This is a genomic window from Deferrisoma camini S3R1, assembly GCF_000526155.1.
Taxonomy (GTDB): Bacteria; Desulfobacterota; Deferrisomatia; order Deferrisomatales; family Deferrisomataceae; genus Deferrisoma; species Deferrisoma camini.
Window position 1 is genome coordinate 3,223,109 of sequence record NZ_JAFN01000001.1, and the last position, 25,706, is coordinate 3,248,814.

The 25,706-nt window shown below is 68.9% G+C and carries 23 protein-coding genes; 9 read left to right on the forward strand and 14 right to left on the reverse strand.

All coding sequences use genetic code 11. The features are described 5' to 3' along the window. Positions 1–425: 425 nt before the first annotated feature. Together DEFCA_RS24710 and DEFCA_RS0114235 are read left to right on the forward strand one after the other, a co-directional pair. On the forward strand, positions 426–569 hold the full coding sequence (locus DEFCA_RS24710) for a TOTE conflict system archaeo-eukaryotic primase domain-containing protein (protein ID WP_407919190.1): 144 nt from the start codon (positions 426–428) through the stop codon (positions 567–569). Between the two features lie 55 nt (positions 570–624). Then, a complete protein-coding gene (locus DEFCA_RS0114235; RefSeq protein WP_051463263.1) occupies positions 625–2,019 on the forward strand; it encodes a DEAD/DEAH box helicase in 1,395 nt (464 codons plus the stop codon). Between the two features lie 26 nt (positions 2,020–2,045). Here the strand turns inward: DEFCA_RS0114235 and DEFCA_RS0114240 are convergent, their stop codons facing one another. From DEFCA_RS0114240 to DEFCA_RS0114260, 5 genes are all read right to left on the reverse strand, one after another. Further along, positions 2,046–3,626, reverse strand: a complete 1,581-nt coding sequence (locus tag DEFCA_RS0114240) for a hypothetical protein (protein WP_169709594.1) — start codon at positions 3,624–3,626, stop codon at positions 2,046–2,048. Between the two features lie 168 nt (positions 3,627–3,794). Further along, on the reverse strand, positions 3,795–4,160 hold the full coding sequence (locus DEFCA_RS19670; protein ID WP_025323687.1) for a hypothetical protein: 366 nt from the start codon (positions 4,158–4,160) through the stop codon (positions 3,795–3,797). A 273-nt stretch (positions 4,161–4,433) separates the two neighbouring features. Further along, entirely contained in the window at positions 4,434–4,577 is a 144-nt protein-coding gene (locus tag DEFCA_RS22370) for a hypothetical protein (RefSeq protein ID WP_169709595.1), read from the reverse strand. A 279-nt stretch (positions 4,578–4,856) separates the two neighbouring features. Then, positions 4,857–5,228, reverse strand: coding sequence for a type II toxin-antitoxin system VapC family toxin (locus DEFCA_RS0114255; protein ID WP_025323688.1), 372 nt, complete (start codon positions 5,226–5,228; stop codon positions 4,857–4,859). Then, positions 5,225–5,434 carry an AbrB/MazE/SpoVT family DNA-binding domain-containing protein gene (locus DEFCA_RS0114260; RefSeq protein WP_025323689.1) on the reverse strand — a complete coding sequence of 70 codons (210 nt, stop codon included), beginning with the start codon at positions 5,432–5,434 and terminating at the stop codon, positions 5,225–5,227. Before DEFCA_RS0114260 ends, DEFCA_RS0114255 begins: the two co-directional genes overlap by 4 nt. A 494-nt stretch (positions 5,435–5,928) precedes the next feature. Here DEFCA_RS0114260 and DEFCA_RS19680 point away from each other — a divergent pair, with 494 nt between their 5' ends. From DEFCA_RS19680 to DEFCA_RS0114290, 5 genes are all read left to right on the forward strand, one after another. Next, entirely contained in the window at positions 5,929–7,794 is a 1,866-nt protein-coding gene (locus DEFCA_RS19680; protein ID WP_025323690.1) for a class I SAM-dependent DNA methyltransferase, read from the forward strand. Next, positions 7,791–9,491 (forward strand): ATP-binding protein, encoded by a 1,701-nt coding sequence (locus DEFCA_RS0114270; RefSeq protein WP_025323691.1) that lies wholly within the window; start codon positions 7,791–7,793, stop codon positions 9,489–9,491. The genes DEFCA_RS19680 and DEFCA_RS0114270 overlap by 4 nt, the downstream gene beginning before the upstream one ends. Before the next feature lie 617 nt (positions 9,492–10,108). Next, complete coding sequence (locus tag DEFCA_RS21655; protein WP_084319237.1) at positions 10,109–11,500, forward strand: restriction endonuclease subunit S; 1,392 nt, start codon at positions 10,109–10,111, stop codon at positions 11,498–11,500. After that, positions 11,497–12,249 (forward strand): four helix bundle suffix domain-containing protein, encoded by a 753-nt coding sequence (locus DEFCA_RS0114285; RefSeq protein ID WP_025323693.1) that lies wholly within the window; start codon positions 11,497–11,499, stop codon positions 12,247–12,249. Before DEFCA_RS21655 ends, DEFCA_RS0114285 begins: the two co-directional genes overlap by 4 nt. Continuing rightward, entirely contained in the window at positions 12,246–15,461 is a 3,216-nt protein-coding gene (locus DEFCA_RS0114290) for a type I restriction endonuclease subunit R (RefSeq protein ID WP_025323694.1), read from the forward strand. The genes DEFCA_RS0114285 and DEFCA_RS0114290 overlap by 4 nt, the downstream gene beginning before the upstream one ends. 157 nt (positions 15,462–15,618) lie before the next feature. Here DEFCA_RS0114290 and DEFCA_RS0114295 read toward each other — a convergent pair whose 3' ends face one another. The 8 genes from DEFCA_RS0114295 to DEFCA_RS24315 form a co-directional block, all read right to left on the reverse strand. Then, positions 15,619–15,849 carry an AbrB/MazE/SpoVT family DNA-binding domain-containing protein gene (locus DEFCA_RS0114295; protein ID WP_025323695.1) on the reverse strand — a complete coding sequence of 77 codons (231 nt, stop codon included), beginning with the start codon at positions 15,847–15,849 and terminating at the stop codon, positions 15,619–15,621. Between the two features lie 138 nt (positions 15,850–15,987). Continuing rightward, complete coding sequence (locus DEFCA_RS0114300; protein ID WP_025323696.1) at positions 15,988–16,404, reverse strand: type II toxin-antitoxin system VapC family toxin; 417 nt, start codon at positions 16,402–16,404, stop codon at positions 15,988–15,990. Then, on the reverse strand, positions 16,401–16,646 hold the full coding sequence (locus DEFCA_RS0114305; RefSeq protein ID WP_211483267.1) for a type II toxin-antitoxin system Phd/YefM family antitoxin: 246 nt from the start codon (positions 16,644–16,646) through the stop codon (positions 16,401–16,403). Before DEFCA_RS0114305 ends, DEFCA_RS0114300 begins: the two co-directional genes overlap by 4 nt. 82 nt (positions 16,647–16,728) lie before the next feature. Beyond that, the gene (gene glmS, locus DEFCA_RS0114310; RefSeq protein WP_025323698.1) at positions 16,729–18,558 is read right to left on the reverse strand and encodes a glutamine--fructose-6-phosphate transaminase (isomerizing); all 1,830 of its coding nucleotides are present in this window, start codon (positions 18,556–18,558) and stop codon (positions 16,729–16,731) included. A gap of 119 nt (positions 18,559–18,677) precedes the next feature. Next, complete coding sequence (glmU, locus tag DEFCA_RS0114315) at positions 18,678–20,054, reverse strand: bifunctional UDP-N-acetylglucosamine diphosphorylase/glucosamine-1-phosphate N-acetyltransferase GlmU (protein ID WP_025323699.1); 1,377 nt, start codon at positions 20,052–20,054, stop codon at positions 18,678–18,680. An 89-nt stretch (positions 20,055–20,143) separates the two neighbouring features. Beyond that, a complete protein-coding gene (locus DEFCA_RS20895) occupies positions 20,144–20,677 on the reverse strand; it encodes a TIGR02281 family clan AA aspartic protease (protein WP_025323700.1) in 534 nt (177 codons plus the stop codon). Further along, positions 20,662–22,029, reverse strand: coding sequence for a cytochrome c3 family protein (locus DEFCA_RS0114325; protein WP_025323701.1), 1,368 nt, complete (start codon positions 22,027–22,029; stop codon positions 20,662–20,664). Before DEFCA_RS0114325 ends, DEFCA_RS20895 begins: the two co-directional genes overlap by 16 nt. Beyond that, the gene (locus tag DEFCA_RS24315; protein ID WP_025323702.1) at positions 22,026–22,976 is read right to left on the reverse strand and encodes a tetratricopeptide repeat protein; all 951 of its coding nucleotides are present in this window, start codon (positions 22,974–22,976) and stop codon (positions 22,026–22,028) included. The genes DEFCA_RS0114325 and DEFCA_RS24315 overlap by 4 nt, the downstream gene beginning before the upstream one ends. 226 nt (positions 22,977–23,202) lie before the next feature. Here DEFCA_RS24315 and rd point away from each other — a divergent pair, with 226 nt between their 5' ends. Both rd and DEFCA_RS0114340 read left to right on the forward strand, forming a co-directional pair. Next, entirely contained in the window at positions 23,203–23,361 is a 159-nt protein-coding gene (gene rd, locus DEFCA_RS21660) for a rubredoxin (protein WP_084319243.1), read from the forward strand. Further along, positions 23,361–24,542, forward strand: a complete 1,182-nt coding sequence (locus DEFCA_RS0114340; RefSeq protein WP_029734126.1) for an FprA family A-type flavoprotein — start codon at positions 23,361–23,363, stop codon at positions 24,540–24,542. The genes rd and DEFCA_RS0114340 overlap by 1 nt, the downstream gene beginning before the upstream one ends. Before the next feature lie 658 nt (positions 24,543–25,200). Here DEFCA_RS0114340 and DEFCA_RS0114345 read toward each other — a convergent pair. Further along, positions 25,201–25,689: a universal stress protein gene (locus tag DEFCA_RS0114345; protein ID WP_029734128.1), complete on the reverse strand. Its 489-nt coding sequence runs from the start codon at positions 25,687–25,689 to the stop codon at positions 25,201–25,203. Between the last annotated feature and the right edge of the window lie 17 nt (positions 25,690–25,706).

Here is a 25,706-nt window from a genome sequence, read left to right on the forward strand (position 1 = left end):
CCGAGGAGTTGTTGGGCATGCCTCTTTCTGAGTTCTGGCGCCGCGAAGCCGAGCAACACGATGGGTTCCCCGCCGGTGTGGGTGGTTGACGCCAATATTCTGATCGATCTGCACCGGGGTGTGGCTCGCTCTTCTCGATCCGGCTACCTTGGGATCTTGACGCAGCCGGAGGGTGAGCCTCGCAGGGGTGATTCTTGGCGGATGGGAAGCTTCGGATCTCGTCTCCGGTCGCGTTTTTCCCGGAAAAGCACGAGGCCGGAGAGGGGGAGCCGACGGGCGTGGATGGAAGTGAGCAGATCCGATTTCTGAAGGCGCGGCTGTCGGCGGCCCTTGCGGAGTGCGAGCGGCTCCGGGAGGAGAACGCGCGGCTCCGCTCCCGCCTGGGGGCGGATCATCCGGGGGGCTCACGAGAGCCGGCTTGCGTCGTGCCGGGTGCCCCTGTCCACCGGCTGTCGCCCGCCGCGGAAAAGGTCGCCTTGTTTCGGTCCTTGTTCCGGGGCCGGGACGATGTGTACGCCCTTCGGTGGGAATCGAAAAAGGGTCGATCCGGGCCCGTCCGGGCCCCCTGATGACCGGCCGGTCCCCGGACCTTTCCCCGACTCCGTCCGAGTAGTCCAGGGGAATTTGGTCTACATCGAAAAAAAGGGCCTGCCCGCCGGGCTCCTGAACCGCCTGGTCCGGATCGCTGCGTTCCAGAACCCGGAGTTCTACCGGGCCCAAGCCATGCGGCTCTCCACGTTCGGAAAACCCCGGGTGATCCACTGCGCCGAAGACTTCCCGGAGCACGTGGGCCTGCCGAGGGGATGCCTGGACGAGGCGCTCCGGCTGCTGGAGGGCCACGGCATCGGGGTGGACCTCGTGGACGAGCGCCATGGGGGCGTGCCCTTGGACGTCACGTTCCAAGGGGAGCTCCAGGAGCTCCAGCAAGAGGCGACCAAGGCCCTGCTCCCCCACGACGCGGGGCTCCTTTGCGCCACCACCGCCTTCGGGAAGACCGTGGTGGCGGCGTGGCTCATCGCCGCTCGGGCGGTGAACACCCTGGTCCTCGTGCACCGGACGCAGCTCTTGGAGCAGTGGAGGGAACGGCTCAGCGCCTTCCTGGGGGTGCCCGTGGAGGCCATCGGCCAGATAGGCGGTGCCAAGAACCGGCCCACGGGCCTTCTGGATGTCGCGACCTTCCAGAGCCTGCACCGTAAGGGAAGGGTCAAGGACCTTGTGGCCGACTACGGCCACGTGGTAGTGGACGAGTGCCACCACGTACCCGCGTTCGGTTTCGAACAGGTCCTGCGGCAGGTAAAGGCCAGGTACGTCCTGGGTCTCACCGCTACACCCATCCGAAAGGACGGCCACCACCCGATCATCACCATGCAATGCGGCCCCATACGGTTCAACGTCGGGCCCAAGAAGGCGGCCGTGGACCGGCCCTTTTCCCACGAGGTCATCCCGCGGTGGACCTCGTTCGTGGCCGACCCGAAGGCGGCCGATGCCGGGATCCACGCCCTCTACTCTGCCCTCGCCCGGGACCCCATGCGGAACGAACTGATCCTGAGCGACGTGCGAAAAGCCCTGGGCGATGGCCGTTCTCCCCTCGTTCTGACCGAGCGACTCGGCCACCTGGACGAACTCGTAGCCCGGCTCGAGGGGGCCGGGGTCCGCCTTCTGGTGTTTCGTGGGGGGCTGGGGCGGAGGCAGCGGCGCCAGTTGGCCGAGGAGATGCGCTCTATTCCCGACAGCGAGCCCAGGGTGATCGTTGCCACGGGCCGCTCCATCGGGGAGGGGTTCGACGACGCCAGGCTGGACACGCTGTTCCTGGCGCTACCCATCGCCTGGCGCGGTACCTTGCAGCAGTACGCGGGGCGCTTGCACCGGGCCCACGCCGGGAAACGGGTGGTGCGGATCTACGACTACGTGGACGCCGGAGTCCCGGTGCTCCTTCGCATGTACCAGAAACGCGTCCGAGGCTACCGGGCCATGGGCTACGAGATCCGGGAGGGAGGGTCGAGCGGACCGGCGTCGTAAGCGGAGCCCTCCCGGAGAACCGCCCGTCACCTGTCCCCGAGGTGCTGGTCGAGCTCGCGCTGGAGGGCGGAGAAGCGCCGGTACCTGGAGCGGAGCCCCGCCACCCACCCGGGCGCCGGGGCGATGGCCTCGCAGACCGCGACCAGGTGCGCGGCGTGGCCGTAATACCGGCGCCGCGTCTTGCTGGTGACCCCGGCCATGCGCTTCTCCGCGGCCCCGCGCATGGCCCGGAACACCGTTCGGACCTCCCCGGCCTCTGTTATGCGGCGGACGCCGGCTGCCGCGAGAATCTCCTCGGGTGCCGGCGCGGCGAGCCGGGGGCCGTCTTCCGGTTCCTCCTCCTCGGGGCCCCACCCATGGGGCAACGAAGAGGAGGGATCCGGGCCCACGGCCAACAGAGTCCCGAACAGCGCAAACAGCAGGTGACCGGGATGCTCGCTTCCGGACCACCCAAGGCCCGGCGCCTCGGCGAGAAACCCGGCGGCGGCCCCGTGCTCGCCCAGCACCAGGTGGAGGAACGCCCGCTGGCACCGGGCCTCCTCCGGGCAGGCGTCCAGGGCGCGAGCCGCCCGTTCCCGGATCTCGGCCCGGCTGGTGGCCGCGCCCAGCCAGCGGCGCAACCGCAGAGGGGTTGGCGCTTCGCGCCACGCCCGCTCCAGACGGGCGGGCAGGTCCTCGCGCCCCAGTTCCTGGGCGGCCAGTGCGGCCCCGTCCAGGAACTCGGCGCGGCACAGGGCCTGCTCTGTCACGGTCTCGGCCGCTTCCTCGCAGGCCGCCAGGGCGTCCTCCCAGCGCCTCGCCTCCACGAGCGCCCTGCACCAGGCCCGCAGGTCCGAGACCCGCCCGGTGGACCGGGCGAGCCTGCCGAGCCCCTCTGCACCATCCATGCGGCGGACCGCCTCCCGGAGCCAGCCATCCTCCTCGGTATCCCAACCGTCCCGGCGGTCGGCCGCGGTGTTCGCCTCGAGGAGCGCCCGCCATTGCGGCAGGAACTCTTCCATCCCGGGCAGAGGCTCCACAGCCACGCGCTCCATCTCGCGCAGGGGCTCCAAGAACGGACCCAGGACGCCGACCTCGTCCATGGCATCCCATACGGCCCCGGCACGCCGGTCCGGCGCGGTGGTCATGTACGTGGCCACCACGTACTGGGCCGCGCACGTGCCCACGTCCACCCCCAGCACCTCGTCCACCATCTCGTGCTGCCCGAGGTCGATCTCGGCCTCTCCGAGGGGAACCAGCCAGGCCCGAAAGATCCGGACCGCGGTGCCGTAGTCCCTGGCGAGGAACGCGTTGGAGCCCTCGAGGAGGCACGCGTCCACGTCCGCCGGGTGGGCCCACCCTGCGTGCGCCGCCCTCTCGCCGCGGGAGACGATCTCCGCGACCCGCGGGGTCGGAGGAGGGGCTGGGGCCCACTCGCCGCCGGCCGTCGCGGCCCGCTCGACCAGTTCGTGAACGATCTGGGAGTGGGTACGCTTGTCGAGGAGCCCGAGCAGCTCGCGGACGAGTTTTCGCAGCTCGTCGGCGCCCATTGCGTCGATCGCTCCGTCCACGGCGGACGGGCCCGGTCGCGCCGTGGGCCCTCCTTCTGGGATGTCAGAGCCGGCCACCTGACACTCTCCTGTCCGGGTGCAGCACGCAGACCGCGTGCAGGGAAACCGTTGGGATCACCCCGGGGTCCCCAAGCCAGGGCAGGACCCGGGAGCAAAAAGTCGCGCTTCTTCAGCGAATCGAGGGCGCGTCCGCCGAGAATCCGCCGGAAGCGTCTGCAAGGGGTGCTACGGTTCCGTCGTTTCCTTGTCTCCCGCGAGGAACTCCTCCCACTCCTCCCAGGTCACGCCGTAAGGTGCGCCCCCTGAGGTGTGGCCGGCGATGAAGGCGAACGACGCGTCCGGCTCGGTCTGGAACCCCTGGCCTTCCGGCGGGTTCCCCCTGGAGCGAAGCCCGGCACCGGCCGACAGGGTCGTGCGGATCGCAGCCTCCTGTTCCGCTGGCACCTCCACCCCGAGGAGCCGAAGCTCCCGGATCGCGCACTGCGCGTCCACGCCGAACCGTCGCCGGTATCCCTCCACGATGTTTTTGCCTCGGTACCTGGAGCCCCATCCCGTCGATCGGGCGTGGGCGAGCCGGGCCTTCCGCCCCATCCGTTTCCGGCGGGGAGTCGACGACGGTCTTCTCTTTCGGGTCATGCCAGGCCTCTCGGAAAGGGGGTCCGCGGTGGGGGACATGGGGTGCCCACGCCCTGTTTCCCCGCAGACGAAGGCCGCGCCGCGCGGCCCCAGGGTACCCCACCTGCACGGCTCACCGCCACGGACTCGGACTCATCAGCCGTTCCCCTCGGCCCGGGCAGGTAGCTGAAGCACGGCGCCTGGATCTTGCGGGAGCGGGTGTTGGTGCCTTGGGTGGAGCGAGACGGTTCAGGACTCCGGCGGTTCCAGCAGGAACCGCCACGCGGGGATCACATCCACCCGACCGGCGTCGGGGTCCACGCGTTCCTCCTGGGTGCGGGTCACCACCGGACCCCGGGAGATTCCTTGTTCCTTCGACCGGAGCGACGACACCGGAGTGGTCCTGGTGCTTCCAGGCGGCGAAGCAAACCTGGAGTTCGTGCGTCCCGTCACGGAAGGACGCCGCCGCATCCGGCGGCGAAGGTCGTGGCGCAGTGGATCGCGTCCGGGGTGCGCAGGCCGTACGGCCCCGGATCGCACCGTTTGTCTGGCGTAGGTCCGCGCCACGGTGCCGAAGCCCGGCGCGGAGTCAGGGGGACCCTCTCCCCCGGGCGCCCTTGTTGCCGCGGCTGCGGTGCGGCGGTACGGAGTGCGCGTCGAGACAACGGGGCGTCACTTGGCGACGAAGCGCACACCTGGAAGTCCCCGGAGGTCGGCATCCGACGTCACCAGTTCCGCCCCGTGCCGCCGGGCTGTCGCGTACACCATCGCGCCGGCCATCGCCAATCCGTGCCGGAGGGCGTGGTCTGCGGCTTCCAGGGTCAGGGCTGCATCGAGGGATACCACGGTGCTTTGTTGCATGAAGCCGCTACACCGCAGGGCCACCTCTTCCCCCGCCTTTGCGGCGAGCACCTTGTACACCTCGTACAACACCACGGCCGGAACCAAGACGGCCTCGGAGGGTGTGAGGAGCTCTGCATAGGCGTCGGCGGCGGGCCCGTCGGTGAACACCTCGAGCCACCCGCAGGAGTCAACCACCCTCATCCGAGTCTGTCCGTTTTGTCCCGATAGCCGGAAACGTCGCAGCCCTTCGCAACTCCCCGAAGTTCCTCGAGGGTCTGCAAGGGCACCATGTACACGATGCCCCCCTTCTCGAAGACCTGGAGTTTTTGGCGGGGCTTGAGGCCGGCCGCCTTCCGGATCGGAGCCGGTATCACCACCTGAAATTTCGAAGAGATCGTGGTCTCCATTGGCCGCCCTCCGAGGAGACGTACATCGAGAAGTCGATCGTTGGCAAGAACGTAAAACAGGGCATCCCATCCGTCAACCGGTGGGGGCTATACCGAGTCGGGCCGCTCCCCCCACGCCCGCGCCCTTGGGGGGCCGCTCTGCGAAGCACAACTGGCAACTTTTCTTTCCGGTTTGTCCGGAAGCCGGAAAGAACCCTTTCCAGCTTCCCGTCGACGGCCTCGTCGGCCGGCGTTTACCGGCCTTTGGCGTCCGACTCGCCGGACAGGATCTGTCCGGCATGCTTGGTACTCTCGCCCATTCCCCCAGGGGCAACGTTGCCGCTGCGCGGCCTGGCGGGGTACGATGGAGCGGCGACCTACCAGGAGGGGGTTGGGGTGAACGCGATCTCGACCATGTAGCCAACTCGACGGCCTCGCTCGGCGGAACCATCCGCCGGCGGGGCCGTTGTTGTTTGGATCGCCGGGCCGTTGGCGAGAAGGAGCGGAAGGACACGATGGCCATGGAAGCGCAGGAGAACCGGTTTCTGGAGGTGTTGCGCGAGCTCGGCGGAAGGGCCGGGAACGAGGCCTTGCGGGCTCGGCTGGGCTGGAGCTCGGGGCAGTACGAGGCCGTACGCCAGATGCTCTTGGACGAGGGAGCGATCCAGAAGGGCCGTGGTCGGGGCGGATCGGTGCGGCTGGCCGGAGGGGAGGCCGCGGAGAAAAAGCCTGACGCTTCCGGCGAGGGGAGCAAGAAGGCCGGAACCCGCGGCTCGGGGGCCCGCGGGGGGCGTTCGGCGGGCCGGGCAAAGCGGTCCGGCACGAAGAACGGCGCGAACAACGGCGCCAACCTCGGCTTCGAGAACAAGCTCTGGGAGATGGCCGACAAGCTGCGCGGCCACATGGACGCCTCGGAGTACAAGCACGTGGTGCTGGGTCTCATCTTTCTCAAGTACATCTCCGACGCGTTCCAGGAGAAGTACCAGGAGCTCGAGGCCAAGCGGGAGACCGAGTACACCGATCCGGAGGACCGCGACGAGTACCTGGCCGAGAACATCTTCTGGGTGCCGCCCGAGGCCCGCTGGGAGAAGATCCAGGCCGCGGCGCCCCAGCCCACCATCGGCCAGACGATCGACGGGGCCATGGCCGCGATCGAGCGGGAGAACCCGAGCCTCAAAGGCGTGCTGCCCAAGGACTACTCCCGCCCCACCCTGGACAAGACCCGCCTGGGCGAGCTCGTGAAGCTCGTCGGCGACATCGACCTCAAGGCCCGGGAGTCGGGCGTCAAGGACCCGCTGGGCCGGGTGTACGAGTACTTCCTGGGCCGGTTCGCCGCGGCCGAGGGCAAGGGCGGGGGCGAGTTCTACACGCCCCAGTGCGTGGTGCAGCTCCTCGTCGAGATGATCCAGCCCTACCAGGGCCGGGTGTACGACCCATGCTGCGGCTCCGGCGGCATGTTCGTGCAGTCCGAGAAGTTCGTGGAGGAGCACGGCGGCCGGCGCGGCGACATCGCCATCTACGGCCAGGAGTCCAACCCCACCACCTGGCGCCTGGCCAAGATGAACCTGGCCATCCGCCGCATCGACGCCGACCTGGGGCCGCACCACGCCGACACCTTTCACAACGACCTGCACAAGGACCGCAAGGCCGACTACCTGCTGGCCAACCCGCCATTCAACATGAGCGACTGGGGCGGCGAGCGGCTCCGGGAAGACCCCCGCTGGCGGTACGGCGTGCCGCCGGCCAACAACGCCAACTACGCCTGGATCCAGCACTTCATCCACCACCTGGCCCCGAACGGGATCGCCGGCTTCGTCATGGCCAACGGCTCCCTGTCCACCTCGACCAACGCGGAGTTCGCCATCCGCAAAGGAATCATCGAGGACGACCTGGTGGACTGTATCGTGGCCCTGCCGGGCCAGCTCTTCTACACCACCCAGATCCCCGTGAGCCTCTGGTTCGTCACCCGCAGCAAGAAGGCCGACCCCAAGCGCGGCTTTCGCGACCGCGCAGGCGAGACCCTCTTCATCGACGCCCGCCGCATGGGCCGGCTGGTGGACCGCGTCCACCGGGAGCTCACACCCGACGAGATCCGGCAGATCGCCGAGGTCTACCACGCCTGGAAAAGGGGTGAAGGCTACGAGGACAAGCCCGGCTGGTGGAAGTCGGCCACCCTTGAGGAGATCCGCGACCACGGCTACGTGCTCACCCCCGGCCGCTACGTGGGCGCCGAGGAGCAGGAAGACGACGGCGTGCCGTTCGAGCAGAAGATGGCCGAGCTGACGAAGAAGCTCTCCGAGCAGTTCAACGAGGCGCACCGGTTGGAGAAAACGATCGTGAAGAACCTGACGACCCTCGGCTTCTGGGAGGGGGAACCGTGACGCCAGAAGGGTTGGAACGGCTGATCTCCGGCGGCGAGAAGCTGAACGTGGAGTTCAAGGGCGAGGCGAGGGGGACGCTCAGCGATCGGGACCTGGTCGAGACCGTCGTCTGCTTGGCGAACCGAAGGAGCAGCGAGCCGGCCTGGTTGCTCATCGGGGTGGAGGACGACGGCCGCGTCACGGGTGCAAGGCCCCGGCACGGGTCCCGGGGAACCGATCCGGCACGCTTGGCCTCGCTGATCGCGGGCCGGACGCGGCCTTCCCTCGCCGTATCGGTGCGTCTGGTTCCGGTCCAGGGGCGAGACGTGCTGGTCATCGAGATTCCGCCCTGCCGGACGCCGGTGGGCACCGCGGACGGTCGTTATCTGCGCCGCGCCCTGGGCGGCGACGGCCGCCCCGCCTGTGTTCCGATGCAACCCCACGAGTTCCATTCTCTTTTGTCCGACCGGGGCTTGGAGGACTACTCCGCCGCCGTGGTCGCCGGGGCTCGCTGGGAGGATCTGGACCCGCTGGAGTTCGAGCGGTTCCGCCGCACCATCCGGGAACGACGCGGCCGGGGCGACGAAACCCTGCTGGACCTCTCGGATCTCGAACTGGCCCGGGCCCTGGGGGCGCTGTGGGCCGACGGCGACGGGGAGGCGATCCGTGTTCTGGGCTTGCTCCTGTTCGGCAAGGAAGAGGCGTTGCGGCGCCACCTCCCCACCCACGAGGTGGCGTTCCAGGTGCTGCGGCAGCAGGCGGTGGAGGTCAACGACTTCTTTCGGTGGCCGGTGCTTCGCGTGATGGAAGAGCTGGAAACCCGATTCCGCGCCAAGGTCGGGGAGAAGGAGGTCCTCGTCGGCATGCTGCGGGTGGGCGTGCCCGACTACCCCCCCGCGGCCTTTCGGGAGGCGGTGGCAAATGCGCTGATCCACCGCGACTACACGCGCCTCGGAGCCGTGCACGTCCAGTGGCACGAAGACCGGATCGAGATCTCCAACCCCGGCGGGTTCCCGGAGGGGGTTCGCCTCGACAACCTGCTCGTCACGGCGCCCCGGCCGCGCAACCCCCTGCTGGCCGACGCCTTCAAGCGCGCCGGGATCGTGGAGCGCACCGCGCGCGGGATCGATACCATCTTCCACGAGCAGCTCCGGAACGGCCGTCCGGCGCCCTCCTACGACCGGAGCGACGACACCGGAGTGATCCTGGTGCTTCCGGGCGGCGAAGCGAACCTGGACTTCGTGCGCCTCGTCACGGAAGAAAGCCAGTCAGGGCGGATCCTGGGGCTGGACCAACTGCTCGTGCTCAATGCCTTGTGGCAGGAGCGCTCCCTGACCACGGGCAGGGCGGCCGCCCTCATCCAAAAACCGGAAGCCGAAGCCCGAGCGGTCCTCCATCGGTTGGTGGAGGCGGGGCTCGCAGAGAGCCGCGGACAGCGTAAGGGGAGAACCTGGCACCTGTCCGCCGCCACCTATCGCCGCCTCGGCCAGGAGGCCGCCTACGTCCGGCAGCGCGGTTTCGAGCCCTTTCAGCAGGAGCAGATGGTTTTGCAGTACGTGGAAAAGCACGGGCGCATTACCCGACGGGAGGCGGCGGAGTTGTGCCGGATTAGCGGCCCCCAGGCTTACCGGCTTCTCAATCGCCTTGTAAGACAGGGCCGAATCGCTCGCGAGGGCCGTCGCGGGCGAGGTGTCCGTTATCGGAAAATCACGGATTGAACGAAACAAATGAACGAACCGCGGACATGAATGCACGCGTGCATTTATTTGCACGGCGCGCATTTTCGGTCGCACGCGGTCTCCCTAACGGAGCCGCGTCTTCACTCGAGCTGCACTGCGGGTGCGGAAGAGGTTGAAGACGACGGCGTGCCGTTTGAGCAGAAGATGGCCGGGCTGACAAAGAAGCTCCCGAGCAGTTCAGCTAGGCGCGCCGGCTGGAGAAAGCGATCGTGAAGAACCTTACGACCCTCGGCTTCTGGAAGGGGGAACCGCGAGTCGAATGAACGGCCGCATCACCCGCCGCCGCGAGGTGGCGGAGGTGTGTAGGATCGCTTCCCACCAGGCCCGGGCCTACTGGCGCGGCGGGCTTGAGATGCGCGGAGCCAAGAAATGGACGTCTTATGCGCTGCCTCCAAAGAAAATGGAGGACTCCAAATCAATATGGATGGCTCCCAAATGATCGCCGACCAACGGCCACGGGCTCACCTCCAGGAGTTCAACGTTTTGAGATCACAAAATGTGACCTCAAGGGGGGTCGACGCCATCCGCGAGCTGATGACCCAGCACGAGCCGGAACCCAAGCGGCGAATCGGGTTCGGGGCGGGTGAGGAAAGGTGATGAGGATCGAGAAGAAGTTGGGGGGGTGCGGCATGGGGGGTGAGTGGCGCTGCCTTGAGGTGAGCGAACTCCTCAAGGCGAAAAAGCTTGTTATCGGTGACGGCTATCGAGCCAAGAACAGCGAACTCGGCGCTCACGGCCTCCCGTTTGCCCGTGCGGGTAACATCAATAATGGCTTTAGATTCGAGGGTGCCGATTGCTTTCCAGAAGAAGGCATCGCGAAAGTTGGGCACAAGATCAGCCAGATCGGGGACGTGGTGTTCACCTCGAAAGGCACTGTTGGCAGATTCGCGTTCGTGCGCCAGGATACGCCCCGATTTGTGTATTCTCCGCAGCTATGCTTTTGGAGGTCCATGGACTGGAATTTGATTTACCCTAGGTATCTATATTATTGGATGCAAGGCCGCGAGTTCTTTGTACAACTTATGGGCGTCGCAAGTCAGACCGACATGGCCGAATATGTTAGTTTGAGAGATCAGCGGCGGATGCGTATCACTTTGCCCCCATTACCCGAACAACGCGCCATCGCCCACATCCTGGGCACGCTGGACGACAAGATCGAGCTGAACCGGCGGATGAACGAGACGCTGGAGGCCATGGCGCAGGCGCTGTTCAAGAGCTGGTTCGTGGACTTCGACCCGGTGGTGGTCAACGCCCTGCGCGCCGGCAACCCCATCCCCGAGAAGTTCGGCGCCAAGGCCGCCCACTACCGCGACAACCCCGGCGTCCTCAGGCTACCGGAAGAGATCCTGCGCCTCTTCCCCGACCGCTTCCGGGACTCCGAGTTGGGGCCGATTCCGGAGGGGTGGGGAGCAACAACCATCGGGGCTGAATTTGATTTAACGATGGGGCAATCCCCTCCGGGCTCAACTTATAATGAAAAAGGCGAAGGCCTTCCCTTCTTTCAGGGCCGCCGTGACTTTGGTTTTCGATATCCCTCAAACCGGATCTATTGTGCTGTCCCGACACGAATAGCGCGCTCTGGTGACACGCTGGTAAGTGTTCGCGCGCCCGTCGGTGATATCAATATGGCATATGAGACGTGTTGCATTGGCCGAGGCGTTGCTTCGGTCCGTCACAAATCAGGAAGTCGATCCTATACATATTGTGTAATGCGTGTACTCGGTGAACGCTTTAAGAGCTATGATGCTGAAGGCACCATATTCGGCGCCATAAACAAGAAGCAGTTGCAGAATCTGCCAATCGTTATGCCTCGACCTGATATCATTTCATTGTTTGAAGAGTTGGTGTATCCGCTTGACGAGAGTATTCGCTCTTTTGTTGAAGAAATGCGTGCTCTATCCCAAATCCGCGACACGCTCCTCCCCAAACTCATCTCCGGCGAGTTACGCGTGCCGGATGCGGAAAGGGTCCTGGAGGCCGTCGGATGAACCAGCGCGGGAATGTCCGCGGAGGCCGGCGCGGGGAGGCAACGCGCCCGGGTGCCGCGGGCGATCCCCTGATCCCGAAGCACGGCGGCTACCGGAAGCTGAAGAGCTTTCAGGTGGCGCAGCTCATCTACGACGTGACCGTCCGGTTCTGCGATCTTTACATCGAACGCCGGAGCCGCACGCGCGACCAGATGGTGCAGGCGGCGCGGTCGGGAACCCAGAACATCGCCGAGGGCTCGGTGGCCTCGGGCACCTCGAAGAAGATGGAGCTGAAGCTCACACAGGTTGCCCGTGCGAGCTTGGAGGAACTGCGGCTCGACTACGAGGACTTTTTGCGCCAGCGGGAGCTGCCCAAGCTGGAGCCGAACCATCCGGCGCTGGTGCGGTTCAAGGCGTCGAGGCCCCGCACGTTGGACGAGGTGCGGGCGTGGGTGGCGGAGGAGCGGCGAAGGGCGATTCAGGCCGACAAAAGCGACACGGACGAGCACGGACGCTCAAGGACCCGCGCCGGCGCGACGACAAGCGGCGAAGGTCCCGGCGGAGCGTCCGTGTCCGTCCATGAGGGTCCGTGCGGGCCCCTGCCTTCGGCTTGTCTGGTGGCCAATGCCGCGCTGTCGCTGCTGAACCTGGCTTGCCATCTCCTGGACCGGCAGGTCGAGCGGCTGGCGCGGGATTTCGAGCGGGAGGGCGGTTTTACGGAGCGTCTCTACCGGCACAGGAAGCGGGCGCAACGGCGGAGCAGGCCATGACCCAACTCTCTGAAGACGCCATCGAGCAGATGGCCCTCGCCGAACTCCAGGCGCTGGGCTGGCAAACCGCCTACGGCCCGGACCTCGCTCCGGACGGTGACCGGCCGGAGAGGGAGAGTTATGGCGACGTGGTGCTCGTGGGGCGGCTTCGGGATGCGCTGGTGCGGATCAACCCCGAGCTGCCGGGTGCGGCCGTCGAGGAGGCGCTGCGCAAGGTGCTGACGCCGGAGAGCCCGGCGCTCATCGAGAACAACCGGCGCTTCCACCGGATGCTCACCGACGGGGTGGACGTATCGTGGATGGGGCCCGAGGGGGAGCGGCACGGCAAGGCGTGGCTGCTCGACGTGGAGCACCCCGAGCGGAACGACTGGCTCGCGGTCAACCAGTTCACGGTGGTGGAGGGCAAGCGCACGCGGCGGCCGGACCTCGTGCTGTTCGTGAACGGCCTGCCCCTGGCCGTGATCGAACTCAAGAACCCGGGTGACGAGCAGGCCACGCTGCGCCAGGCCTTTCGGCAGCTCCAGACGTACAAGCGGGAGATCCCGGCGCTGTTCACCTACAACGGGATCGGCGTCATCTCCGACGGCATGCGGGCCCGGTTCGGCACCCTCGCCTCGGGCTGGGACCGGTTCATGCCCTGGCGCACGATCGACGGCACCGACCTCTACCGGGAGCCGGGGAACGACAAGCAGACCGACGGTACGGTGCAGCCGGGGCTCGTGACCCTGATCCGGGGCATGCTGGAGCCGCGGCGGTTCCAGGACTACGTGCTCAACTTCATCACGTTCGAGGAGGGCGGCGGGGGAACCGACGGCATCGCCAAGAAGGCGGCCGGGTACCACCAGTACCACGCCGTGAACCAGGCGCTGGCGTCCACCCTCACCGCCTGCGGCATCGCAGCCGACCCCGGAGCCCTCTACGCCCGGTTCGAGGAGGCGGAGCAGGCCGACCCGTTCGGGGCGTCCCGTGTCCGCGAGGAAGAGGATCCCCCGGGAAGGTTCGGGGACCGCCGGGCCGGGGTGATCTGGCACACCCAGGGCTCGGGCAAAAGCCTCTCCATGGTGTTCTACGCGAGCAAGGTGATCCGCCACCCGGCCATGGAGAACCCCACCATCGTGGTGCTGACCGACCGCAACGACCTGGACAACCAGCTCTTCGCCACGTTCGCGGCCAACCGGCAGATCCTGCGCCAGACGCCGGTGCAGGCGGAGAGCCGGGCCCATCTTCGGGATCTCCTCCAGGTGGCGTCGGGCGGGGTGATCTTCACGACGATCCAGAAGTTCTTCCCCGAGAACCGGGGCGAGGGCCACCCTCTGCTCTCGGCGCGGCGCAACGTCGTGGTGATCGCCGACGAGGCCCACCGCAGCCAGTACGACTTCATCGACGGGTTCGCCCGGCACATGCGCGATGCTCTGCCCAACGCCTCGTTCATCGGGTTCACCGGCACCCCCCTCGAGAAGGACGATCGGAGCACCCGGGCGGTGTTCGGCGACTACATCTCGATCTACGACGTGCAGCGGGCCGTGGAGGACGGCGCCACGGTGCCCATCTACTACGAGTGCCGGCTGGCCCGGATCGAGCTGGACGAGGACGAGAAGCCCCGGCTCGACGAGGCGTTCGAGGAGATCACGGAGGACGAGGAGAACGAGGTCCGAAAGCAGCGGCTCCGCACCAGGTGGGCCTCGCTCGAAGCCCTGGTGGGGGCCGAAAAGCGGCTGCGCCTGGTGGCCGAGGACCTGGTGGCCCACTTCGAGCGGCGGCAGGAGGCCCTGTTCGGCAAGGGCATGATCGTGTGCATGAGCCGCCGGATCTGCGTGGCGATGTACGAGGCCATCGCCCGGCTCTGGCCGGAGTGGCACAGCGACGACGACACCAAGGGCAGGATCAAGGTGGTGATGACGGGCTTGGCCTTGGACCCGGCCTCCTGGCAGCCCCACATCCGCAACAGGGCCGGCCGGGACCTGCTGGCGCGGCGGTTCAAGGACCCGGACGACGAGCTCCAGCTCGTGATCGTGCGCGACATGTGGCTCACCGGGTTCGACGTGCCGTGCCTGCACACAATGTACGTGGACAAGCCCATGGGCGGCCACAACCTGATGCAGGCCATCGCGCGGGTGAACCGGGTGTTTCGCGACAAGCCCGGCGGGCTGGTGGTGGACTACCTGGGCATCGCCGACTCGCTCAAGAGGGCGCTCGCCGTGTACGCGGAGAGCGGGGGCCGGGGCAGGGCCACGGTGGACCAGGCCGAGGCCGTGGCGGTGATGCGCGAGAAGTACGAGATCGTCCGAGGCATCCTGCACGGGTTCGACTGCTCCGCCCTGGTGGGGGCGCCCCCTGCCGAGCGGCTCCAGGGCATCGCGGACGCCATGGATTTCGTGCTCGCCCAGGAGGACGGCAAGCGGCGGTTCCTGACGGCGGTGGCCGCGCTCTCCAAGGCCTTCGCCCTGGCCGTGCCCCACGAGGAGGCGCTGGCCATCCGCGACGAGGTGGGCCTGTTCCAGGACATCCGGGCCGCCATGGTGAAGGCCACGGCAGGCCCGGGCGGGCGGCCGCCCGAGGAGGTGGAGGCCGCGGTGCGCCAGCTCGTGTCGCGGGCGGTGTCGGGCGCCGACGTGGTGGACATCTTCGCCGCGGCAGGCTTGCGGAAACCGGACATCTCGATCCTCTCCGACGAGTTCCTGGCCGAGGTCCGGAACCTGCCCCAGAAGAACCTGGCCGTGGAGGCGCTCCAAAAGCTCCTGAGGGACGAGATCCGGGTGGGACTGCGGAAGAACGTGGTGCAGGAGCGGGCGTTCTCGGAGCTCCTGGAGGAGGCGCTCCGGAAGTACCACAACCGGGTCGTCACGGCGGCCCAGGTGATCGAGGAGCTGATCGCCATCGCGAAGCGGTTCCAGGACGCTAGGAAGCGGGGCGAGAAGCTCGGCCTGACGGAGGACGAGGCGGCCTTCTACGACGCCCTGGCCGCCAACGAGAGCGCGGTGGAGGTGCTCGGGGACGAGACGCTCAAGCAGATCGCCCACGAGCTGGTGGACAAGGTGCGGCGTAGCGTCACCGTGGACTGGACCCGGCGCGAGAGCGCCCGGGCGCAGCTTCGCATCCTGGTGAAACGGATCCTGCGCCGGTACGGGTACCCGCCCGACAAGCAGGAGCGGGCGACCGAGCTGGTGCTGGAGCAGACCGAGGTGCTGTGCGAGGACTGGGTGGCGGCGTGAGGCGATTGGCGCGACCGAGTTCGTCGGCCCCCCCGTGCCGTATCTTCGTTACCCAATCCGGAGAAGTCTTCGTAGATTCGCCAAAACCTCTTCCCCGTCAGCGGGCGAAAGCGTTCCCAGTTGGCCCCGGACCAGGCGGTGGTCAAGGGTGGAAAGATCAAAGGTCACCGTAGGCCTCCTCGTCCGCCTCGCTGGCCCACTCGGACAGGGTTCCCTCCACGGCCCGGAGGTACTCGATGTCCACGGGCCCCACGCGGCGCACCCGGGCCGTACCGTCGGGCTCGACCTCCCAAAGAATGAGATCCCCCGGCGATAACCCTAGGGCCGTGCGCACCTCCTTTGGGACGGTGGCTTGACCCTTTGCCGTGATTTTCGCGATCGCCCCCATGGCATTCCTCCGTAAGGACGCATTACGTTCTTACGGTACAGCGACGGCTTCTGCTAGCAACCCCCTGCTCGACGTTGACGCTTTTCGCGAGGTTCCGGGGCGGGTCCACATCGGTCTCTTTGAGCACGGAGTACCCGGCTACGCTTCGCTCGCGAGCGGCACCCCTGCCCGTCGGGCAGCCTCGGCGAGCTCTTCGTCAAAGGTGGCCAGTTCAAGACCCTCTCGAAAGGCTAGATCCAGGTAGCTCGCGTCGTACGCGGTGAGGCCGTATTCCCGAGCCACGGCCCGGCACCGGCTGAGGGTCCCCCCGTGGGGAGAGTCGATGCGGATGGGGAGTCGTTCGAGGAGCTCCACGGCCCGTTCGGTGTCCGCAGGCGTGATCCGCCCCCGCCGCTCGGCCGTCACGAGCACGTTGGCCATCTCGGACGGCCAGATCGCTGGCACGAGGGCTCCTTGCCGGATCACCCGTTCCAGGAGGCGCTCGGCAGCCGGGCTGGCCTCGTCCTGGAGGCACCAGGCCGCCGACACGGAACAGTCCACGACAATGGAGTTCATCGGTCTCGCCCGTGATCCCGGAGGTCCCGGATCGACTCGGGGCCCGGGCGCGTGCGCGCACGCAGCGCCGCGAACTCCTGAACCAGTTCCTCCCCGCCCATTTCCCCCGCCGCTTCCGGCGGCACCAGCACGGCCACCGGTTTGCCGCGCCGGGTGATCGTCACTCTCTCGCCCCGCTCCACCGCGGCAAGCAGCCGGGAAAGATGGGTCTTGGCCTCGAACGCTCCCACTTGCATCGCCATTCCGCTACCCTGTGAACTGGTTTAGATAACTGGTTCACAGGGTAGGGCGGGCGCGACAAGAGGTCAAGCGGCCGGTCGGCGGTCACTCGACGGTTACGCTCTTGGCCAGATTTCGGGGCTGGTCCACGTCGGTGCCCTTGAGGACGGCCGTGTGGTAGGCCAGGAGCTGCAGGGGCACGACGCTGACGATGGGCAGGAGCTCGGGGTCGAAGTCGGGGACCCGGAGCACGGACTCGGCGTGGTCGGCGATCTCGGCGTCCGACTCGCTGGCCACGGCGATGACCCGCCCCCGCCGGGCCCGGACCTCCTGGATGTTGGAGCGCATCTTCTCGTAGGTGGCCCCCTGGGGCGACAGGGCCACCACGGGCAGGTCCTCGTCCACCAGGGCGATGGGGCCGTGCTTCATCTCGCCGGCCGCGTACCCCTCGGCGTGGATGTAGCTGATCTCCTTGAGCTTCAAGGCCCCCTCCAGGGCGATGGGGAACTGGAGGCCCCGGCCCAGGAATAGGGAGCTCGTGGCGTCCATGATGGACCGGGCCACGGTCTCGATGTGGGGGTCGGACTCCAGCGACCGCTCCACCGCGCCGGGCACGGCCCGGACCGCCTCGATCCGCTCGGCCAGGTCCTCGGCGCTCAGGCGGCCCCGGGCCGCGCCCATGTGGAGCGCCAGCAGGTACAGGGTGGCGAGCTGGGTGGTGAATGCCTTGGTGGAGGCCACCCCGATCTCGGGGCCGGCGTGGGTGTACAGGACGGCGTCCGAGGCCCGGGGGATGCTGGAGCCCACCACGTTGCAGATGGAGAGGATCGGCGCGCCCTTCTCCCGGCCCTCGGCCAGGGCCGCCAGGGTGTCGGCGGTCTCGCCGGACTGGCTGATGAGCAGCAGCCCGGTCTCCGGGCCCAGGATCGGGTCCTGGTACCGGAACTCGCTCGCCAGGCTCACCTCCACCGGCACCCGGGCGATGCCCTCGATCCAGTACTTGCCCACCAGGCCGGCGTGATAGCTGGTGCCGCAGGCCACGATGTGGAGCCGGCCGATCCGCCGGGCGATCTCGTCGGCCTGGTCGCCGCCGTCCAGGTGCACGGCGGCCCGACCCGCGCCGAGCCGGCCCGACAGGGTGTCGGCCAGGGCCCGGGGCTGCTCGAAGATCTCCTTCTGCATGAAGTGCTTGTACCCACCCTTCTCCGCCATGGCCGGGGTCCACTGGACCACGTGGACCTCCCGATCCACCGGGCCCTGGTCCGCGTGGGTGATGCGCACGCCCTCCCGGGTGCACACGGCCAGGTCCCCGTCCTCCAGGAAGATGAACCGGCGGGTGTGGCCCAAGACGGCCGGGATGTCGCTGGCCACGAAGGTCTCGCCCTCGCCCAGGCCCACCACCAGGGGGCTCGCCCGCCGGGCCGCCAGGAGCCGGTCGGGGTCGGCCGCGCTCACCACGGCCACGGCGTAGGAGCCGTCGAGCCGGGCGATGGTCTGGCGCAGGGCCTCCTCCAGGTCGGCGCCGTCCCGGAGGAACCGCTGGATCAGGTGGGGGATGACCTCGGTGTCGGTCTCGCTCAGGAACTCGTGGCCGGCCGCCGAGAGCTCGCCCCGCAGCTCCAGGTAGTTCTCGATGATGCCGTTGTGGACCACCACCACCTCGCCCGCGGCGTGGGGGTGGGCGTTCTCCTCGCTGGGCCGGCCGTGGGTGGCCCAGCGGGTGTGGCCCACGCCCACGGTGCCCTTGAGCTCGGTGCCCCGGAGCTTCTCCTCCAAAGCGGCCAGCTTGCCCACGCTGCGCACCACCCGAACCCCGCCGGCCTCGACCACGGCCACGCCGGCCGAGTCGTAGCCCCGGTACTCCAGGCGCTTAAGCCCCTCCACGAGGATGGGGGTGCACGGCTGACGACCGATGTATCCGACGATTCCGCACATTGGGGAAACTCCCTTGGGATCCGTGACGGGTGACTGGAAACCGGTGACGCGTAACGGGTGACGGGTGACTGGAAACCGGTGACGAGTGATCCGTGACGGGTGACCGTGGACCGCCCTGCCTACCCCTTGCCCGGCTTCCTATCCGACCAGCCCTCCACGTTGCGCTGCTTGCCCCGGGCCACGCCCAGGGCGCCGGAGGGCACGTCCTTGGTGATGGTGGAGCCCGCGCCCACCACGGCGCCGTCGCCCACCCGCACCGGCGCCACGAGGCTGGTGTTCGAGCCGATGAACGCCCCGTCGCCGATCACGGTGGGGTGCTTGTTCACGCCGTCGTAGTTGCAGGTGATCGTGCCCGCTCCGATGTTGGCGCCCTGGCCCACGGTGGCGTCGCCCAGGTAGGTGAGGTGGTTGGCCTTGCTGCCCCGGCCCAGCACGGCCTTTTTCATCTCCACGAAGTTGCCCACCCGGGCCTGGGGGCCCACCACCGCGCCCGGCCGCAGGTGGGCGAACGGGCCCACCTGGGCCCCGGCCTCGAGCCGGGCCTCGGTGAGCACGCAGTAGGGCTTTAGGTGACAGTCTGGACCCACCTCGGTGTCCACCAGCACGCACCCGGTGTCGATGCGGGTGCCCGCGGCCACCCGGGTGGCGCCGGCGAGCCTCACCCCAGGGCCCAGGGTCACGTCGGGCTCGAGCTCCACGCCGGGCTCGATCCAGGCGGTGGCCGGGTCCTCCAGGGTCACGCCGGCCTCCATCCAGGCCCGGTTGATCCGGTGGCGCAGCTCCCGGCTGGCCTCGGCCAGGTGGACCCGGGAGTTCACGCCCAGGGCCTCCATGGGGTCGGGCAGGGCCACGGCCGCGGCCGCCCCCTCCCCGGCGGCCAGGGCCACGGCGTCGGTCAGGTACACCTCGCCCTGGGCGTTGTCCGAGCCCACCCGGGCCAGGGCCTGCCACAGCCAGGGCAGCTCCACCGCGTAGGTGCCGGTGTTCACCTCGCGGATGGCCTTCTCCTCGTCGGTGGCGTCGGCCTCCTCCACGATCCGCTCCACCCACCCGTCCGCGTCGCGCACCAGCCGGCCGTAGCCGGTGGGGTCGTCCGGCTCCATGGTGAGCACGGTGATCCGGGCGCCGGCGTCCCGGTGGGTGGCCACGAGCCGGCGCAGGGTCTCGGGCCGGATCAGGGGCACGTCGCCGCACAGGATCAGGGCGGTGCCGGCAAACCCCTCCAGGGCCTCCCGGGCGCACAGCACGGCGTGGCCCGTGCCCCGCTGCTCGGCCTGCAGGGCGAACTCGATCCCCTCGGCCCCCAGGCTCCGGCGCACCTCGTCGGCCTGGTGCCCCACCACGGCCACGACCCGGTCCACGCCGGCCCGGCGGCAGGCGTCCAGGGGGTAGGCCAGGAGGGGGCGGCCGAGCAGGGGGTGGAGCACCTTGGCCGTGCTCGATCGCATCCGGGTGCCCTTGCCGGCGGCAAGGACGATGGCAGCCACGTCGTGCATGGGGTCTCCACTCCTCGAAGGGGTCTGCCCGCTCGGGCGCGCATTATCCGCGGGCCGGCCCGCCCGCGGCAACCCGGGCCGGCCCGCGCTCATCGCGGTCGCAAAAGGAGGTACGGGCCGTCGGCCTGGAGCTCCACCCGGAACGCCCCCAAAAAGTCCATGCCCAGGAGCCCGTCGGCGCCGGCCACGGCGTCGTGCACCACGACCTTGAGCGGGCCGCGGCGCCGGCCGCCCACCTCCAGGGTCTGCACCTCGGCCCACCCGGCCCGGACCTTCCCCCCGGCCGTGTGGAGCTCCACCGGCGGGTCCCGACGCACCCTCAGGCCCACCCGCCGGGCCGCGTCGGGGCTCAGCACGGTCGTGGTGGCGCCGGTGTCGAGCACCAGCCGCAGTGGGCCTCGGCCGTTCACCCGGACCTCGGCCAGGTACCCGGCCCCGGCGTTGGACAACGGGATCCGGTCGGGGGGGCGGGCGGGGGGCAGTCGGTCGTCCAGGGTGCGGACCCGGGACCGGAACTCGGGGGGCACCTGCCCCAGGTTGTCGGTGTAGTGGACCGTGCCGTCCGGGCCGGTCCACCGGTAGATCTCGGTCCGGCCGGCGCCGGCGGCTAGCGCCAGTGACAAAGCGAGCACAGCGCCTGTGCGTCGGCACGCAGCCGCGCGGCGCGGTGCTCGGGGTCCGCGTGGGGGTTGTGGCAGGTGGCGCATGTGACCTCACCCTGGGGGCCGAGGGGCAGGCTCGGGTCGGGTCGGATCTTGCCCGACGGCACCTTCAGATGATCGGCATTCGCGGGGTGCAAGTTTACGCTGTGGCACCGCAGGCACACCATCTTCGGCGAGGCCACCAGCTCGTGGCCCTCGGCCGAGCCGGGCACGGGCACGGCCACGTGGCAGGTAGGGCAGGTCTTGGGGTCGTCCACGTGGGGGCTGGCCTGGGTCAGCACCGACCGGTCGTGGCAGGCCCCGCACAGGTCGCTGGCCCCGCGGCTCCGGTCGTAGTACCGCTCGCCCATGCGCTGCTCACCCGAGGCGCAGTGGTTGTCGTGGCAGGTGGTGCACACGATCTCGCCGTCGGGGCCCAAGGGGAGGTCGAGCCCCGAGGCGGCCAGGCGGGCGGCGGCCGGGGCCGACGGCGGGAACCCGGTGGGGTGGTGGCTGCGGTCGGTCACGTGGCAGCTGATGCACAGCACGTTCACGTCGCCCCGATACCGCAGGGCGTACCCCGGCGGCCGGATCGCGTCGGGGTCGGAGGTGGTGTGGCAGGCCCGGCAGGCGAAGTACTCGGGCACATGGGGGTTCGCCTCCCGGCCCCGTTCCAGGTGCCGGGCCACCTCCGTGCGCAGCAGGTGGGTGGTCTGGGTGGTGCCGTGGGGGTCGTGGCAGGTGAAGCAGGTCCAGGCTCCGCCTGGCCCCATGGGCACGTCCTTGGGCAGGCTCAGGTCCGGGTCCACGTTGCGGGGGTGGCCTTTGGCGAGCACGTCGTGGCAGAAGTTGCACAGCCGCTTGATCTCCAGCCGGGCCGAGCCCCGGCCGGTCAGGAGCCGGCCGCCCCTGCGCACGTGGCAGAACCCGCACCGGCCCTCGCCCCGGCGGGCCCGGTGGGGGTTGGCGTGGTCCAGGGACGAGCCGTGGCACTGGATGCAGAACCCCATGCGGGTCATGCCGGGCTCGGCCCGCAGGAACTCCCGGTCGGGGTCCCCGCCGTGGAGGCGGTGGCAGGTGCGGCACAGCAGGGCGCCGTCGGCGGCCAGGGGGAACCCCTCCGGGATCCGGACGTCCCGGGCCGCGATGCCCACGGGGTGTGGGTTCTCGGTCGCCTCGTGGCAGTTCCAGCAGTCCGCGATCCGCGGGCCGGAGTGGCAGTCGTCGCAGGCCAGCTCGGCGTGGCTGCCCGCCAGGGGTGCTGGCGCATCCGGGGTTGCCCCGGACGCCGCGCCCCACAGAACGAGAAGCAGGACCCCGGCGAGCCGCCTCACGGCACACCCCCCAGCCGGATCAGCAGCTTCCGGGTCGCCTCCTTGGCCCGTTCGTCCGCGATGCGGGGGAACCGGTCCAGGTTCTCCCGGAGCAGGGCGAGGGCCTCGACGGTCTGCCCCCGACCGGCCAGCATCCGGGCCAGGTCGAGGCGCACCCCGTAGGTGAGGGGGTCGTCCGGATCGGTGGCCAGGATCTCCCGAAACACCCGCTCGGCCTCGGCCGTGCGGCCCAGGCGGGCCAGGGTCTGGGCCTCGAGCCGCCGGCCGGGCAGGTACCGGGGCGCGAACTCCCGCAGCCGCGCCAGCCGCCGCAGGGCGGCCTCGGGTTGGCCGGACCGGGCCAGGGCCACGGCCTCGTTGTAGGTGGAGAGCCGCGTGTACACGCTGCGGAGGTTGAACCGGGCCTCGGCAAAGTCGGGATCCGCCTCCAGGGCCTTGCGAAACGCGGCCACGGCCGCGTCGAACCGGTCCAGGGAGTACAGGGCCACCCCCCGGGCGTTGTGCACCCGCTCCACCGCGTAGAAGTCGGGGGCCACCTCCAGGAACCGGTCGAGAACCCGGAGGGCCTTCTCGTACTCGCCCCCCTTGAGCAGGAGAAGCCCTTGAAAGTAGTAGGCCTGGTACAGGGCCTGCTCGGTGGGGCCGGGCGGGGTGATCCGCAGGAGCAGCCCCACCCGGTCGTAGGCCAGGGCCGCATCCCGGTAGTGGGTCATGCCCTGCTCGAACAGCTGGTGGTAGATGCGGGCCAGGGGCGGGTAGGGGTAGGTGGGGTCGGCGTCCTCCGAGCGCTCGAACCCCTCCAGCGCCTGCTGGATCCGGCCGGCCCGGTAGGCCCGCATGGCTTTCTTGTACAGCTCGGACGCCTGCTTCCGGTCGGCCTGCGCGGACACCGTGCCCAGGGCGAGCCACACGGCCGCCGCCAGCGCGGCCCAGGCGAAACGGCCCATCCTCTCTGCCTCCCGCCCCGCCCCGCCCCTCGAAGTCACACCCCACGGGCCCCAAGGATACCCGCCGGACCCGGCCGGCGCATCCCCCTTTGGGATGAGACCGGGGGATTCCCGCAGATTTTGTGCCGGTTCTGCCGATTTGTTACTTGCGCAGTCCTCGAACGGGTGTAATTCTTGGTCGCTCTCGGGTATCCGTCTCACCCCGACGACCGAAAGGAGGACCGACATGAAGAAGTACCAGTGCACCGTGTGCGGCTACGTCTACGACCCCGCCAAGGGCGACCCGGACCACGGGGTCCAGCCGGGCACGGCGTTCGAGGACCTGCCCGACGACTGGACCTGCCCGGACTGCGGCGCCGAGAAGGACATGTTCGAGGAGATGTGATGCATCCGGTGGAGATCGCCGACGGCATCCACTGGGTGGGGGTGCTCGACCCGCAGCTTCGCATCTTCGATGTGATCATGCGGGCCGAGCAGGGCACCACGTACAACGCGTACCTGGTGCAAGGTCGGGACAAGACCGCCCTGATCGAGACGTCCAAGGGCCGGTTCACCGACACCTTCCTGGAGACCCTGGGCCGGGTCGTGGACCCGGCCCGGATCGACTACGTGGTGCTGAACCACCTGGAGCCGGACCATTCCGGGGCCTTGGGGGCGCTTCTGGAGGTGGCGCCCCGGGCCCGGGTGGTGGTGACCAAGCCGGGCAGCGTGTTCCTGCGCCAGATCCTCAACCGCGACGTGGATCCGCTGGTGGTCACGGATGGCCAGGAGATCGACCTGGGGGGCAAGACCCTCCGGTTCCTCCTGGCCCCGTTCCTCCACTGGCCCGACACCATGTTCACCTACGCGGTGGAGGACCAGGTCCTGTTCCCGTGCGACTTCCTGGGGGCCCACTACTGCGACGACCGGCTGTTCAACGATCTGGTGGACAACTACGAGTACGCGTTCCGGTACTACTTCCACGTCATCATGCGGCCGTTCAAGGAGCACGTGCGCAAGGGCCTGGAGAAGATCCAGGACCTGCCGCTGCGGGCGGTGTGCCCGAGCCACGGGCCGATCCTGCGGACCCGGATCGGGGCGTACCTGGAGAAGTACCGGCGGTGGGCCGCCGAGCCCGACAAGGGGCCGGCCAAGCGGCTGCTGGTGTTCTACGCCAGCTCCTACGGGAACACGGAGAAGATGGCCCGGGCCATCGCGGCCGGCGCCCGGCGGGCCGGGGCCGACGTGGCCCTGTTCGACCTGGTGGGCGTGGACTTCGAGGCCGTGCTGGACGAGCTGGAGGCGGCCGACGGGGTGGCCGTGGGGTCGTGCACCATCAACGGCGACGCCCTGGAGCACGCGTGGCTGCTGCTCGCGTCCATGGCCACGGTGCGGGTCAAGGGGAAGGTGGGCGCGGCGTTCGGTTCCTACGGCTGGAGCGGCGAGGGGCCCAAGATGCTCGCGGAGCGGATGCGGGGCCTCAGGTTCCGGGTGCCCGAGGAACCGCTGCGGGTGCAGCTCGTTCCCTCGGACGAGGACCTGGCGGCCTGCGAGGACTACGGCCGGAGGCTGGCCGAGGCCCTGTAGCTCGCTGGCCCCCGCGCACCCGAGCGGCCCGGCGAAGCGCCGGGCCGTTTTTTTACCGAACTTTAATGCGGCGCTAAGGATGCTTTCATATTGACCGGGTAGGATGTCCACCGTAGGCGAAGCAAACGGAACGAACCCGGCGGGTGGCAGCGCCGGGGCGCCGCGAGCCTCTCCTCATCTTCCTCCTCCTGCCCGAAGGGGGCCGCCGGAATCGGTGGCCCCCTTCGGGTTTTTGTTGACCTGGCGACAAAATAGGCGCGTTACCTTGGAGGGAAGCCCCGTCAGGCCCCTGTGAAGCCCTACAACGGGAAGGGTAACTTTCTTGGTCCGGGGCTCATTGCCGGCGGCGGGGCATGGGATTCAGGAACCAGATTTCAGCGGACAGAAGACAGGAACTCCCGAAAAGCAGTTTGGGTTCCTGCGGGGATCGTCTCGGGGCACCGAAGAGCCTTCTCCCTGTCCACTGACTTCTGAATTCTGGTCCCTGGTCCCCATGCCCCCCGGACCGTGAGGTGGAGGCAAAGAGGCATGGTGATTCCTAGAACGCATGGGAATCCGAGAGGTTTTCAAGCCTCCTAGCCTCCTAGCCTCCCAGCATCCTAGCGTCCTAGCGGAAGTTACTGGGAAGGGCAGGTCCCTTGCCCTTCCGGTCAGGGGTCTACTCCGTGTGCCTCACGATCAGCACCGGCACCCTGGCGCGCTGGGTCACCCGGTGGGCCACCGAGCCCAGCAGCACCTCGCCCATGGCCGAGTGGCCGTGGGAGCCCATCACGATCACGTCGGCCCCGCACCGCTGGGCCTCGTCCAGGATGGCCTGGTAGGGCCGGCCCTCCACCACCCGCACCTCCCGGACCCGGTCCCGGCCGGCCGGGTCGGTGCAGGTCTCCTCCTGGCAGAACAGCTCCAGGCGCTCGCGGATTTTCTCCACAATGCGCTCGCGTCCCTCGGCGTCGAGCCTCTGCCGGGTCTCCTTGGGCAGGTACAGGTCCACCATGCTCCGGGCCGTGGGGTTCAGCGGCTCCAAGGCGTGGACCACCACGATCCGGGCGTCGTATCGCTGGGCCAGGCTCATGGCCCACCGGAACGCCCGGGGGGCGTGGGGGGAGAGGTCCGTGGCGAACAGGATCGTGCGAATCTCGGGCAGCATGGGAAGCTCCTTTCGCT